At 49.6% G+C, this 15052-nt stretch carries 13 protein-coding genes and 1 riboswitch; all 13 genes read left to right on the plus strand.

From position 1 onward, the window contains the following. The first annotated feature begins 21 nt into the window (after positions 1-21). Positions 22-3303 carry a non-ribosomal peptide synthetase gene (locus tag AC50YG_RS25400; protein WP_494830849.1) on the plus strand — a complete coding sequence of 1094 codons (3282 nt, stop codon included), beginning with the start codon at positions 22-24 and terminating at the stop codon, positions 3301-3303. 103 nt (positions 3304-3406) lie between these two features. After that, positions 3407-5128 (plus strand): ABC transporter ATP-binding protein, encoded by a 1722-nt coding sequence (locus tag AC50YG_RS25405; RefSeq protein WP_494830851.1) that lies wholly within the window; start codon positions 3407-3409, stop codon positions 5126-5128. After that, on the plus strand, positions 5125-6906 hold the full coding sequence (locus AC50YG_RS25410) for an ABC transporter ATP-binding protein (protein WP_494830853.1): 1782 nt from the start codon (positions 5125-5127) through the stop codon (positions 6904-6906). The genes AC50YG_RS25405 and AC50YG_RS25410 overlap by 4 nt, the downstream gene beginning before the upstream one ends. 148 nt (positions 6907-7054) lie before the next feature. Further along, a complete protein-coding gene (locus tag AC50YG_RS25415) occupies positions 7055-7321 on the plus strand; it encodes a pyruvate kinase alpha/beta domain-containing protein (protein ID WP_494830855.1) in 267 nt (88 codons plus the stop codon). Between the two features lie 266 nt (positions 7322-7587). Next, on the plus strand, positions 7588-8919 hold the full coding sequence (locus AC50YG_RS25420; protein WP_494830857.1) for an SPFH domain-containing protein: 1332 nt from the start codon (positions 7588-7590) through the stop codon (positions 8917-8919). Positions 8920-9043: 124 nt separating this feature from the next. After that, entirely contained in the window at positions 9044-9493 is a 450-nt protein-coding gene (locus tag AC50YG_RS25425) for a hypothetical protein (RefSeq protein ID WP_494830859.1), read from the plus strand. A gap of 162 nt (positions 9494-9655) precedes the next feature. Continuing rightward, complete coding sequence (locus AC50YG_RS25430) at positions 9656-10078, plus strand: hypothetical protein (protein WP_494830861.1); 423 nt, start codon at positions 9656-9658, stop codon at positions 10076-10078. A gap of 139 nt (positions 10079-10217) precedes the next feature. Then, positions 10218-10523 (plus strand): hypothetical protein, encoded by a 306-nt coding sequence (locus AC50YG_RS25435; RefSeq protein WP_494830863.1) that lies wholly within the window; start codon positions 10218-10220, stop codon positions 10521-10523. Positions 10524-10564: 41 nt separating this feature from the next. Beyond that, on the plus strand, positions 10565-11092 hold the full coding sequence (locus AC50YG_RS25440; RefSeq protein ID WP_494830865.1) for a hypothetical protein: 528 nt from the start codon (positions 10565-10567) through the stop codon (positions 11090-11092). A 95-nt stretch (positions 11093-11187) separates the two neighbouring features. Beyond that, positions 11188-11709, plus strand: a complete 522-nt coding sequence (locus AC50YG_RS25445; protein WP_494830978.1) for a DJ-1/PfpI/YhbO family deglycase/protease — start codon at positions 11188-11190, stop codon at positions 11707-11709. A 241-nt stretch (positions 11710-11950) separates the two neighbouring features. Further along, complete coding sequence (locus tag AC50YG_RS25450; protein WP_473758909.1) at positions 11951-13114, plus strand: response regulator; 1164 nt, start codon at positions 11951-11953, stop codon at positions 13112-13114. An 89-nt stretch (positions 13115-13203) separates the two neighbouring features. After that, positions 13204-13734: a hypothetical protein gene (locus tag AC50YG_RS25455; RefSeq protein WP_473758908.1), complete on the plus strand. Its 531-nt coding sequence runs from the start codon at positions 13204-13206 to the stop codon at positions 13732-13734. Between the two features lie 359 nt (positions 13735-14093). Then, a riboswitch (cyclic di-GMP riboswitch) is annotated at positions 14094-14179 on the plus strand. Positions 14180-14192: 13 nt separating this feature from the next. Next, positions 14193-15005 carry a transglutaminase-like domain-containing protein gene (locus AC50YG_RS25460; protein ID WP_494830868.1) on the plus strand — a complete coding sequence of 271 codons (813 nt, stop codon included), beginning with the start codon at positions 14193-14195 and terminating at the stop codon, positions 15003-15005. Positions 15006-15052 lie beyond the last annotated feature (47 nt).

Consider the following 15052-nt stretch of genomic DNA (forward strand, 5'->3'; position numbering starts at 1 on the left):
TCAATATGGGGAGGGATAATAATGAAGTCTGTGTTTGAGAGGGAAGAGGCCTATTGGAACGAAATATTTGACGCCGAAGATAGTATGAGCTTCTTGCCGTACAACAGTCCCGCCAATAAGGGAATGAGCGTGAATGCTGCGTCCAACATAGGTGTAATCTGCCGCACGCTACCGCAGGAGCTATCGGCGAAAATTCTCTCGCTGGCGAATGGATCGGACATGGCCGTCTATATGATCGTACTGGCTGGAGTCAACGGGTTGCTCTACACCTATACTCACCAAGAACATACGATTGTGGGCATGCCCGCTTACAGCGAGCCTGATGATGGAAATCTGCCGACCCAAGATGTTCTCTTGATTAAAACTAGGGTGAATGGTGAGAGCACGATTAGAACGCTGCTGGGCCAAATCAAATCGTCCGTCAGCGGAGCCATAGAGCATCAGCATATTCCGTTTCGAAAAATGGTTCGGCCTATGAACGTAGAGTACAATCCGCTTGGCGAGCCTGTTGTCCCTACAGTGGTCTCGTTTGCAAACATACATACGGATGCCGGGAAGAACAAAACTTGGACAGACACCTTGTTTCAGTTCGAATTGATGCAGGGCTCCATAGTATTGAATCTAAGCTTCGACTCCACCCGATACGACCAAGATTTTATGGTCAAGGTGACCGATCATTACATTCGGCTTCTGTCTGGCGTTTTATTCCAACCGGATCTGGCCGTCGATAGAGCGGACATCTTGTCTGAGGCCGAGATGCATGAGATTCTTACCGTATTCAACGATACGGAAGCGGATTACCCGAGAGAGAAGACGATTCACGAGTTGTTCGAGGAGCAGGCGGAGCGTCATCCGGATGCGGTCGCGGTCGAGTACGAGGACGAGCGTCTGACGTACCGCGAGCTGAATGAGCGGTCGAATCGTCTGGCGCGTACCCTGCGCAGCCAAGGTGTAGGGGCGGATCAGCTGGTGGGCATTATGGCCGAACGTTCCCCTTCCATGGTGATCGGGATTCTCGCGATTCTGAAGGCGGGTGGGGCGTATGTGCCGATCGATCCGGAGTATCCGGAGGAGCGCATTCGCTACATGCTGGACGATTCGGGAGCCAGTGTGCTGCTGCTGCAAGCGCATTTGCGGGACAAAGCGACCTTTGCCGGCGTCTGCCTGCTTCTGGATGATGAGCAGACCTACGCAGCGGATAGCGCGAGCCTGGCCTCGGTTAACCAGCCGAACGATCTGGCCTATGTGATCTATACCTCGGGAACGACGGGCAAGCCGAAAGGCACCTTGATCGCGCACAAGAACGTGGTCCGGCTGCTGTTCAACAGCAAGAACCTGTTCGACTTCGGCTCATCTGATACGTGGACCTTGTTCCACTCGTTCTGCTTCGATTTCTCGGTGTGGGAAATGTACGGGGCGCTGCTGTACGGGGGCAAGCTGGTCATTGTGCCGCCGATGACGGCGAAACAGCCGGGACAGTTCCTGCAGCTGCTGAAGGAGCGGGGCGTAACGATTCTGAATCAGACGCCGACGTATTTCTACCAGCTGCTTCGCGAAGCGCTGGCGGAGAGCGGGCAGACGCTGAGCCTTCGAAAGGTCATCTTCGGAGGAGAGGCGCTGGCGCCGCAGCAGCTGAAGGACTGGAGGAAGCGTTACCCGGCAACGCAGTTGATCAATATGTACGGGATCACCGAAACGACGGTACACGTGACCTACAAGGAAATCACGGAGGTGGAAATCGCCGAGGGGAGAAGCAATATCGGAAGACCGATCCCGACGCTGAAGGTGTATGTGCTGGATGGCAACCGCCGATGCGTGCCTGCGGGAGTGGCAGGGGAGATGTATGTGGCCGGAGAAGGTCTGGCGCGCGGGTACTTGAACCGCCCAGAGCTGACGGCGGAGAAATTCGTGGACGATCCGTTTACGCAAGGCGAGCGGATGTACCGCTCGGGGGATTTGGCGAGATGGCTGCCGGACGGCAACATCGAATACATGGGAAGGATCGACCATCAAGTGAAGATACGCGGTTACCGGATCGAGCTTGGGGAAGTGGAAGCGCAGCTGTTGAAGATGGAGTCGGTGCAGGAAGCGATGGTCATGGCGCGCGAGGATGAAAGCGGGGAGAAGCAGCTGTGCGCGTACGTGGTAGCGGACAAACTGCTGACGGTGAGCGAGCTAAGAGGAAGGCTGTTACAGGAGATGCCGGGGTACATGATTCCGTCGTACTTCGTGCAGCTGGAGAAGATGCCGCTGACGTCGAACGGGAAGACGGACCGCAAGGCGCTGCCCGCGCCGGAGGGAAGCGTGAATACTGGTGCGGAATACATCGCGCCCCGTACACCGCTGGAAGAGCAGCTCGTGCGGATTTGGCAAGAGGTGCTTGGAGCTGAAAGGATCGGAGTGAAGGACAATTTCTTCGATCTTGGCGGACATTCCTTAAGCCTTATGCAATTGATTCAAAAAGTGTATGCCGCAATGGGAGTCGAAATCTCACTCCACAGCATGTTCCAGAATCCGTCCGTCGAAGCGATGGCTTATGAGATCTGGCAATCCGGGCTGGAGGGACACAGCGGCAACCACTTTATGAAACTCAACGAGAACGGAGCGATCAACGTCTTTTGCTTTCCTCCGGGGGGCGGATATGGCATAAGCTATATGGAACTTGCGAAGAAGCTGGATGACCGCTGCGTGCTTTACGCCATAGATTTTATAGACGACACGGATGGCTTCAAGGATATACCAGACCGTTATGTAGAGGAGATACTCCGCGTGCAGGACGGCTCGCCGTATGTTCTGCTGGGGTATTCGTTGGGCGGCAATCTGATGTATGAGGTGACCCAAGCGATAGAGAGGAGAGGCGGCCGCGTCTCCGACCTGATCATGTTGGACTCTCCGTATAAACAATTCGAAACGCCGATGGACGAAGTGGAAAGTGACATCAAGGAAATTCTGGAGCCTGCCGAAGGTGAGGAGAAAGAATTGCTCGACAACCCATTCATTCGCGAACGCGTGGAGCGCAAAGTGCGGGCGTATCTGACATATGGAGCGAAGCTGATTCACTCGGGCACGGTTCAGGCGAATATTCACGGGCTAATCGCGGAGGGTTCCAGAGAGCGCGGAGCGCTTGAACATAGGCCGTCATGGCAGGAAGCTACCTTGCAAAACTACGAGGAATATCAGCTCGCCGGGGTTCACGAGCAGGTGTTTGCTCCTGAATACGTGGAAGAAAACGCGAACGTGATTGGTGGCATCGTCCAACACATTATGGAGCGGAAGATGGAATCTCATAAGGTGCCGTTTTGAAGTCGAATAACCCTGCGCATACCTTGAAAGGGGACAACATGTGGTGCAAGAACGAAAAGACGGATTGACCCTGTGGAAATCATTTCTATGGATATGGACATATATGAAAACTCACATAGGCTGGATGATCGTCGGAATTGTCTCGGCCATGGCGGCAGCGCTGATCGAGATATGGATAGGCAGTTTCATTCAAGATTTAACGACTCGTGCGGAGAATGGGGCAGGGCGGCTTGTCTTGTCCATCGTTTTCACCGTTTTTGCCGTCATCCTAATCGGCGTTCCTGCGAAGTATTTTATGGCGTTCGGCGTGGAGCGAAGCAGCGCCTTGACCATAAGAGATATTCGCAATCATCTGATGAATCATATCGGAAAGCTGCCTGTTCATTATATCGAAAAGCAGCACTCCGGAGATGTGTTGTCGCGATCCAGCAATGACCTGCAGGTCATCCATCAATTCATGAGTCGAGATTTGGCGCAATGGTTTTACCATCCGATGTTGTTTATCGGCTGCTTCATCTATTTGATTTGGATTCAGTGGCAGCTCGTATTGTTCAGTCTTCTGCTTCTTCCTATATCCTTGCTTGTATCGCATTGGGTCGGCAAACAAATGCAGCGACTGACGGAAGAGGTGCAAGAGCATACGGGGCAAATGAACGCTATTGCGCAGGATACGCTGGGCGGAATGCCAATTGTGAAAAGTTACCTGCTCTCAGGAATGCTGCTTCGTTCGTATCAGTCTTTGCTTCAATTGACGCTGCTCAAGAAACTGACCTTGCGAAAACGGGAGGCTTGGGTTGAACCGCTCTTGTTCTCGTTGATGCTAAGTCCGATTATCTTTGCCGTGATCTACGGCAGCTACTTGATATCTATAGGAAAGTTTGGCGCCGGAGAATTGATCGCTTTTTTGTACCTGCTTAATTTATGTCTGGAGCCGCTGGATCACATCCCGACTCTGATTACGAACACCTTTCAAATGACCGGGGCTTTGAAGAGGGTGGCCGAAATGCTGAAGCAGCCTGCCGAAAATCTGGAGGGGCATTCGATTGCAAGAACGGATGATCCGCCTGTCGTATTCGATAACGTTACGTTCGCTTACGATAACAACGCCCCTGTGCTGCGAAATCTCAGCTTTACGGTAGCGGCAGGGAAGACCGTTGCGCTGGTCGGAGAGAGTGGCGGGGGAAAGAGCACGGTGTTTAAGCTGCTATGCGGATTTTATCCCTTGCCTGCTGACCAAGGAACGATTCGAATTTTCGACCAACCAATTCAAGACAGCAACCCAAATGAGCTTCGTTCTTGTTTTTCGGTTGTTACCCAGGATGCTTATTTGTTCAGCGGCACGATTGCCGACAATATTGCTTACGGACGGGAGCATGCGACGATGGACGAGGTGATCGAGGCGGCGAAGCTGGCTAATGCGCATTCGTTTATCATGGAGCTTCCCGGCGGGTACCAAGCCGAGGTAGGAGAGAGGGGGGGGCTTCTGTCTGGCGGACAGCGCCAGCGGATTACCATTGCACGCGCGTTCCTTAAGGACGCGCCTATCCTGCTCTTGGACGAGCCTACATCCGCGCTGGATACGGCATCTGAATTGTACGTTCAGGAAGCACTTAAAGTACTCATGAAGGACCGAACAACCATTGTGATTGCGCACCGACTGTCAACCATCGAGAAGGCGGATGAAATCTTGGTCATGGAGCAGGGCGAGATTGCAGAGGCTGGCAATCATGGCGAGCTGCTAGCGTTGAACGGCTTGTACGCCCGTTCGTATCATCAGGAGTTTACCACCGCTCTTGTGAAGAGTAGAGAGGTGGTCTTCTTATGAAAGTGGCTGACATAGTCTCCCATGCAAAGGAACTTGGCCATATCCTAAACTTTATGAGCAAAAGAAGCAAAATTCGTTATTTCACTGGCCTTAGTATAAGCACGACCATTCAAAGTTTGTTTTTGGTATCATTCAGCCTAGTCGTCCAAGGTCTGGTGGATTTTGCGGTGACGCAGGATACTTCGCTGATGTATCGTGCTATTTTTATCTTGGCCGGCTCCCTGTTTCTCGTGAATTTCGTCGCTCCGTTTTTTTCCTATATGTTTCGCAGCAGCGTGGAGTTGACGATGGCGGATATAAGGGAGCGTCTGTTTGTCAAGCTTTGCAAGCTTCGGTCGAGGTATCTGGAACAGACACACAACGGGGATATCCTCTCTCGGATGAACAACGACGTGACCACTTTGGAAGTGACATACACAGGCGTTTATTTCGTGCTGCTGCTGCAGTTCGTATTCGGTGTGGGCTCGCTTGTGACGATGTTTGTCGTTCATTGGCCGTTTGCGTGCGCTTCGCTTGCCATTTTACTGGTTTCCTTTGCGATCAGCGCCCGGTTTGTACAGCAGATCCGCACACTCTCCGAGCAATCGCTCCAGCTTCTGGCCAGGATGACGGGGAAATTCTCCGACTTTATCGGAGGGATACAGCTTGTTAAATTATTTCATATCCAGCCGATCTATGAGCAGTATGCAAGCTTGAATGAACAAGTCACGAAAGTAGCTACACAAACCGCGAGAAAGAATGGCATGCTGGCCGCCGTGAATTATTTTGTTAGTTATGTGACATTCTGCGGAATCATTGCCACAGGCAGTCTGCTCTATACCTATGACCTTATTGGAATGGGAACCGTAGCGGCGCTGGCCGTGCTTCAAATCAATCTGACCCACGCCATTATGAATTTCGGCACGACGCTGTCCATGGCGCAGAACTCGTTGGCGGGTGCGCAGCGTCTGCAGCAATTATTGGACGAGCAAGAGGAGCCGGAGCAAATCGGATTTCGGGAAGAGGATAAGCCCTCGTTTAAGACCTTGTCTGCATCTTCTCCTGCCATGGTGGAGCTCCAGAGCGTAGATTTTTCCTATCTGCCAGGCAAAAAAGTTCTGAGCGATGTATCGTTGCGAGTAGCTCCAGGACAAATCGCCGCGATCGTAGGCAGCAGCGGCAGCGGCAAAAGCACACTAATCAAGCTACTGCTTGGCTTCTACCCCATTGACGGCGGGGAACTTCTGATTCAAGGCAAGCCGCTAGGACATTATACCTTGGACGAGCTTCGCGCAAGCATCGCCTATGTGCCGCAGGATGCCTTCCTGTTCAGCGGAACGATCGAAGAGAACATTCGTTACGGAAATCCGCAAGCCACGGAAGAGGAGATTATAGAGGCGGCCAAAGCGGCGCATGCGCATCATTTTATTGAGGAGCTGCCCGAGCAGTATCGGGCGCAAGTGGGGGAGCGCGGGAAGTCTTTGTCAGGCGGTCAGAGACAGCGGATTGCCATTGCCCGGGCATTGCTCAAGAACGCCCCGATATTGCTGCTGGATGAGGCAACGTCCGCCTTGGATTCCGAATCGGAATATTGGGTGCAGCAGGCTCTCAACCAATTGATGGAAGGCCGCACGACCATTCTGATCGCTCATCAGCTCAGCACCGTGGAGAAAGCGGATCTGATCATGGTCATGAATGAGGGAACCGTTGTCGAACAAGGCACGTATCGGGAATTGCTTGAACGAGGGGGCTACTTCGTGAAATTATACGGTAGCACGGAATTGAGTAAGAGGGGGTGACGCCCCCCCTGATCTCTCACCCCCGTACATGCGGGGTGCATACGGCTGCGGTTCATAAAGGCTAACGAATGAACTGGCAAAGAAACGCATAACTTTGGTAGGCATCTTCTGAACCGTTTTTTTCAGTAGGGTTGTCATACAAAAACGGATGGTATCCAAATATCGCCCGCAATCGCCAGTTATCGCGATCACTTCGGACGAGAAAATTTTGCCGCTGTTGGCGCTGCTATGGGGCGCTATTCCGATGAAGGGTACGAAGACCGGCACGACGGACGAGCTTCTGCATGCTGCTATGGCGGATGCGGAGCAAACGGGACTGCTTGCTGAGGGCGACTTTGTCGTCATTACGGCAGGAGCGCCAATTGGTCTATCTGGTACGACGAATTTGATCAAAATCGAGCAATATGGCGTATAGCCGCAAGCCTAAACGATAAGCTGAACGTAAGCTAAACGATAAGACATGGATGATAGACTGGCCTAGGTGGGGCAGGATTATCGATCCATGTCTTTTTTCTTATGATTAGGCTTGCCAAAGTCGAAAGCTGGCGAAATTCGCTCAAATATGTGGAATATGGAACATAATTTTGTTGAAAAACAGGAAAATTGTTCTTATTATTAAATGTATAGAGATAGAAGCTTCAATAGGATTTGAAAATGTCAGCATGATAGAGGTGAGAGGGAATGGCTATAGTAGAGGTGGTCAAATACGACGGTTCTCCGGACGTATACGCATGGAAATATCCGAATGCGGAGCTAGGAACCTGGACGCAGCTAATCGTTAATAATACGCAAGAGGCGCTGTTATTCAAGGGCGGTAAGGCGCTAGATTTATTTGGGCCTGGCAGGCATACGCTTAGCACGCTTAATATACCGATTTTAAACCAGCTGGTTAATATCCCTTTTGGCGGGAGATCGCCGTTCTCGGCCGAGGTGTGGTTTGTGAACAAGCAGGTATCGCTCGATGTGAAGTGGGGAACGGCGTCGCCGATTCAATTGCAGGACCCGAAATACAATATTGTTATTCCGGTTCGGGCTTTCGGCCAGTTCGGTATTGTAATTGAGGATTCACGCCAGTTTTTGTCGAAGCTGGTCGGAACACTCCCGCTGTTTAATCAGGACACGCTGTCCAAATATTTGCGCGGCATGATTATGATGAATATTAATGAGCTGCTTTCTTCTTATCTGGTGTTCAAAAAGGTGAGCCTGCTTGAAATCAACGCCTACATCGGCGAAATTTCCAAGCATGTCGAGGAACGGGTTGGCGCTCTGATGCACCCATTCGGCATTAGGCTCATAAATTTCTTTATCGATTCCATCAGTACGCCGGAGGATGATGCCTCCCTGAAGCGGCTCCGTGATGCGCTTGCACGCAAAGCAGAGATGGATATTATCGGCTACAACTACCAGCAGGAGCGTACCTTCGACACATTGGAGGGCGCAGCGAAAAATGAAGGCAGCTCCCAAGCCGGCGTCATGGGCGCAGCGCTCGGACTTAGCATGGGAGCGGGAATTGGCGGCATATTCGGCAGCCAATTTGGGCAGCTCGGAGAGCAGCTGTATGGAGCTGCAGGCGCAGCTCAGGTTTGTCCAAGCTGTCAGAGCCGCAATGATGCGCAGGCGAAATTTTGCAACAGCTGCGGCAAAGGACTTGTGGGCAGTTCGGCTGGCGGTCAGCCGGGAGCGCCGAGACCCATTCATAATTGCGATAAATGCGGCATGCCGCATCGGGAAAATTCCAAGTTTTGCGCCAATTGCGGCGATGCGTATAATCCTTGTCCAAGCTGCGGCGCGGATTGTTCGGACGATGCTGTCAATTGCAGCGCTTGCGGCGAGACGCTGCCGCGTCCGTGTAGAGGCTGCGGGGAGCAGGTGGCAGCCAGCGCCAAGTTTTGTCCGCATTGCGGCACCAATAACAGCAGCGGCAGCCAGCAATGTCCGGGATGCCGTCATGAAGTGCAGGCAGGGCAGAAGTTCTGCCCAGAATGCGGGCATGGACTTGCTGGCAGAGTTTAGCTCATAAGCAGCTCGTGTGCAGTCCATGGGAGAAGCAAATATTGGGCTGCGGCAGCTATCAAAAGCAGCGAATGATGGAGCATAAGCCGTAATCGTGCTGCTGCTGGGAAAGAGGGAAAGCTTCATGAGTTTGACGTTTCGCATAATTGGCGTGGGATTTTTGCTATTTGGAACTAATTTGTTATTTGAATTCGATGGTAGGACAAGCACGCTCTTATTTTCACAGAAAGTCGGGTTATATATACTTACAGCCATTCTTCCTGCTTTGTTCTTCTTTATGTTGGCCTATTTTACTGCCAAAGGGGAGAAGAAGCGTGATGACGCATGGGTTGCAGACATTCGGGCGAGCCATGCTACCATACAACAGAACACTTTAGAGGCTAAAAAAATGGCCGATGAAATGAGGCATGCAAGGCTGCAGAGAGAGCAAGCAAGGGGAGGCAGTTCTCTAGCGGGCAGCTCGGGGCAAGGGAGAAAGTCTGTTGCTTGCCCAAGCTGCGGCAACCATACAATGCTATGGCCTAAACAAACGATCCTCTGCGAATACTGTCATGCAAGTATTGAATACCGCTAGGTGTAAAGGCTCCTTTGCCATGCGGAGCGAAAGACGGGGTGAATGTAAATGGCAGCTGGTTTTTGGCACAAGGCATTTGGTATATGTTGGTCTGTTTTAAGTTTTATCTTATATCCGTTTACATTGTCCCCAAGATATGGGTTAGATGGACTCATAGCTACTTTGATAATCTTCTCTTTATTTCCTGGCATTTCCCTTTATTGCATTGGGGAGAGGAAAAACAGGCGTTTTAAATGGAAGCAAAAATATTTAGATGAACAGGAGCCGTATCTTGTCCAGTTTCGACTGGAGCTCCAGAAGCTGGAGCATGAACAGGAGCTTGCAAGAGAAGAGCGCGAACGAGCCGAGGAGGCGGAAGAAGAGGCTAGGCTAGAGGCTGAGAAGGAAGCGACGCTAGCGGCTATTCGCGCAGAAGCGGAGGCAGCGGCAAGGCGTGAAGGGGAGAGCCGTATATCACCGCCCCCACCTCCACCACCCCTCATGCCCAAAAATATCAGCTGTGCGGGCTGTGGGGCGAGAAAGGTGCTGCAGCCTATGCAAAGCGCGGAATGTGACTATTGCGGCACGATGCTAGTGTACAGTTAACGTGAGACGCACCTGCACGGTAGGAGCGAAGTAAATTAGAGCAGCAAGCGTTCAGCCTATGTAGAGGTTAACGGATGCTGCTCTTTTTATTAGGTAGCAGGGTGTCATCTTTGTAACGAAAGGAAGAGGGGGAAGCGAGATGGGTGGAGTACTTAAAATCATTGCAATCGGATGCCTTGTGAATGGCATGCTGTTCACACCGCACTATTGGGGAGGAGAGAAGTCCTTCGCGGAGCAGGCTTTATTTTTCGGTAAATATTTCGGGATAACAGCGGTGGTCATATTTATATTAGGAGCAATGATGGGGAAGGTAGATAGATTAAAACAAGAAGAATACCTGGAGTGGGCCGAGGAGGAAATATCCAGCATGGAGCAGCGTTTGCTTGAGGTGAATAACGAACTAAATGAGCTGAAGAGAGCAAGACTTGGGAGCGAACATCATTAAAATAGAAGAAAATGGATGAAGCTACAGAGGCGGGATGAGTTATGCTAGAGAGAAGCGAGAAAATCGGTGTGTATATAATTGGATCGGTATGGCCAATTATTGGAGTTATCTTTTATATAATTGTATTACCGGATTCATATCAGGAAAAATTACTGCTGAATATACTTCTTTATTCCGTGATTTTTATTTTCCCAGCGTGGATTTTAGTTCACCTTGTTTTACAGTTTGCAGAACGTGAACCAGTCCAGAAGCCGATTAGGGAAGCAATAGAATCCCTGCGACTTGAATTGCAGAGCGCGGAGCAAAAGCTAGAGCTTGAGAGAAGTATGGCCGAGAATGAAGAGCAAGAGCGGAGAGCTGCGTGGGAGGCCGAGGAGCAAGCGGCAGCCGCTGCTTTTTTAGCGGAGCGGATAGCGATTCGTAATGCCAGGCAAAGCCCTCCGCCCCCGCCAATACAGCCGCCCGTGCCTAAAACAATCAGCTGCCTTGGCTGTGGTGCGAATAAGGTTCTTCTTCCACAGCAAAGCGAGGAATGCGACTATTGTGGAAGGATGATCATGTATCGTTAATCGCATCTGAGCGTCAGTATTTGTTTGCGAATCCTTTTTTTAGGGTAAAGTAATCTAGAGCCCAAACAAGAAGGAGCGTGTAAATGATGACGCAAATGAAGAAGGTGGCTTTTCTGCTGGCCGATGGCTTTGAAGATTCCGAAATGCAAAATCCGTATGATGAAATGGTGAAAAATGGCCATGAGGCGGTTATTATAAGCTTGCGAAGCAATGAGGAATTGAAGGGCAAGCAAGGCACAATTGCCTATAAGTCGCATTTAGCGATTAAAGAGGCAAAGGCAAGCGACTATGCGGCGATTATTATCCCTGGCGGGGCATCCCCCTCCCACTTGAAGGAGGATGTGGCCGTGCATGCTTTCGTCAAAGACGCTGATGAAAAAGGCATAACCATTGCCGCCATCTGTCACGGCCCGCAAGTTTTGGCGGAGGCTGGTTTGCTGCAGGGACGGACACTGACAGCTTATCCGGAGCTGGAGCAGGAAGTGCTGGCAGCAGGGGGACATTTTCGTAATGAGGAAGTCGTGGTAGATCGCAATTTGATTACTTCCCGTACACCGGAGGACGAGCCTGCTTTTATTCAGGCAACGATTGAACAGCTGGGCGTCAACGCCTGGTAGACTCTCTAGCAGAACAGCTGGATTGTCCATTCTATCCCTAATCGCAGATCGTAAGAGCAGCAAGCGTTTAGCCTACTTGAGGTTTAGCAGATGCTGCTCTTTTTACTATGCAAATTTCCCTGAATTTGTAACGACTATTCAAGCCAAATGATTGCGGCAACTATTTAACTGGATTATAATTGTTGTCAGCATGGCAGAGTTTGTGAACGAGTGGTTATTTCGTATATTAAAGGAGTAAAGCATGAAGGTTATCCTTGTAGATGATGAATGCCTCGCTTTGGATTACTTGGAGCGACAACTCGTGAAATTAAATAACGTAGAGGTTTTGGGGAAATATGAGGATCCGATGACCGGGAAAGAGCGGATTTTGCGCGATCTGCCGGATGTCGTATTTTTGGATATTAATTTGCCTGAAGTGAGTGGCATTGCGCTTGCTGAACAGCTGCTTGAGGTTAGGCCGGAGCTGAATATCGTATTTGTAACCGCTTATGATGAATATGCAGTGAAAGCATTTGAGCTGAATGCACTGGATTATGTCGTCAAACCGATTCATCCTGAGCGCTTATTGAAAACGATGGAACGGATTCAGAAGCGTTTGGACTCGTCTGCGAAGGATAAAGAGCAGGCTCTACAGCCAGTGAAAAATGCGAATGAGGAGCAGCATCTGGTTTTGCAGCTATTGGGGCAGTTCAGTGTGGAGTTTTCCGGGAAAAAGGATGCAGCCATAAGGTGGCGCACAACGAAGGCGCAGGAGTTGTTTCTGTATTTGCTCCAGCATCGCGAACAGCTTGTAAGAAAATCGATATTAATCGATTTGCTATGGCCCGATAATGGGACGGAAAAAATATATGCCCAGCTGTATACGACGGTGTACCACATTAGGAAAACGCTAGATCAGTTTGGAAAGTGTTTTCACATTGCCAATACAACAGAAGGATACATATTGACGCTGAATCAGGTTGTGCTCGATGTAGAGGAATGGGAGCGGGGCATTGCCGCCGCACCGCCGCTAGCGGCTGCAACGCTTGCGGAATACGAAGAGGCTATGAATCTTTATAGAGGCGATTATTTAAAGGATTATGATTATTGGTGGGCGGAGAGCGAGCGCCAGCGGCTGAAACGGTTATGGCTGAATACTTCCTATCGATTGGAAGAATGGCATGTCGAGCATGGTCAGCTGGATAAAGCGATTGCCGGATATATTCGGATTATCGAGGAGCATGCGCAAGCGGAAGAGGCTTATTTTGCCTTAATGCAGCTGTATGCGTCCAAAGGAAATCATCTTATGGTTAATCAGCAGTACAATGTTTTAACCGCCGCGCTGATAGAAGAATTGAACGAGCAGCCAAGCGCGTACATTACAGAATGGTATAAAGAGTGGAAAAGCAGCGTTAGCGCGTTGTAGGGGCTATTTTGTAAATTTTCCGAGATTAAACAGGGATTTTGTCGAGAAATTGTAGAGTTGCCTTATTTATAATGGAGGAGCAGGTGAAAATGAAGACGGACAAGCTTTACGGGCTTCATTTTCAAAAAATAGCATGTTCAAAGGAATGGTTGAAGAAGATGATGATAACCGAGAAACGGCAAATAAACGTCATTCGCCATTTTCGCTATCCTGAGCTGGCTTGCTGTATAAGCGAGGGAGCCCAGCACCTACGACAGCTGAATTTAAATCAAATGACCGATTACACGATCGTTCGAGGCTTTTATACCCATCATCGAGGTCATTTTATTGGGATTACAGCTACTTCTGAGGGGCCTTTGTTTTTCTATGACAAGCAATATTTTCAGCTTTCGGAAGGGAAATTTATGATTGCTCTGGAGCATGACGACAAGCGAAACACGTTCTCTTTTTGGTGGGATGGGGTAGAAATATGTCGCCTGAACTATCAGCGGCAGCTTTATCAGTACAATGAGGGAATCGTGGATGACGGTATTCGTGATTTTTTTGCTTGGCTTTATTTGTCGACAGGACCGAGAAAGTTTTGGAGATTTCAAAAATTTTACACGGTCAAAAGCAGCTAAACGCTGGTTCGGGTATCAGAATTTTATCAGCCGAAAAAGGATTGATAAAACGCATGATGGAGCTGAAGTGGGATGGGCGCTGAACATTTGAAAGAGTTTCAAAGCTTGAAGCATGAGGATGAAATGCGGTATATGCTCCTGCTAAGGGATGTAAAGGGCATGCTTAAAGAGCGGAAAGAAGAGCCTTTTATGAAACGGTTAAAGCGGAGATGGATGAAGAGAGGCCAGAAAATACAAGCCTCAGCCTGGAAATAAAAAAGGTTTAACGTATTGTTTGTTGCAAATAATGGGTATATACTAGAGATAATCATAGTTTAATATAAGGTAGTTCTTCTACCTAACATCACTTACAAAACTTTACACGATAACGGCAAACCTGTCGAAAGGCAGGGACGCAAAGCTAAAGGGCCTTCTCTATTATTTAGATGGCAGCCTAGCCACCGAAGGGAGTTTTTTTTATGCGCAAAAGTTTAACGGTTATGATTTTGCTTGCATTGATACTGTCCGTGTTCCCGCAAGCAACTGCTCAAGTGGCAGCAGCTGGGACAAGCTGGCTCGATGAATCCAATGTGGATAAAGGAAGCATCGGTATTCGTTATGAGGTTAAGTCGGGCGTAGATACAAGGCTGGTTGTAGCCAAAGACGGCAAAAATTATACGTATGCGCTCCGGGCAAACCAGACAGAAGAGTGGTTCGCGCTTCAACTGGGCAATGGAGACTATACGATTACATTATTGGAGAACGTCAGTGGAACCAATAAATATAGAGCAGTTCAAACAGGCAAAGTTACCTTGAATTTGAGTGACAGCAGCCTTGTCTATTTAAACTCCATTCAAAATATTGACTGGAGCAGCAACAGCAAAGCGGTCAAGAAAGCATTGGAGCTGACTAAGGGTAAAAAGACGGATACCGAGAAGGTAACGGCAATTTACAAATATATTGTGGCGAATATTTCTTATGATCATCAGCTTGCAGCTAAGGTGACCAACGATTATTTGCCTCAAATCGATCGTACGTTTAGTTCACAGAAAGACATTTGCTACGGTTATGCTGCATTAATGGCGGGCATGCTTCGCAGCTTGGACATTCCGGCCAAGATGGTGACGGGCAAAGCGTCCGATGTATCGAACTATCATGCTTGGAATGAAGTATATTTGGACGGCAAATGGATCACGATCGATACGACGCTTGATGCTGGCATGAAGAACAGCAAGAAAGCGGGCAAAATGATTAAAGACAGCTCGCGCTATATAGCTGCTAAAGTTTATTAAACGGATTTAAACACATATAAATCAATAGGTACGTACAGAAGCTTCGT

It is taken from the genome of Paenibacillus sp. J31R34, from assembly GCF_059383715.1.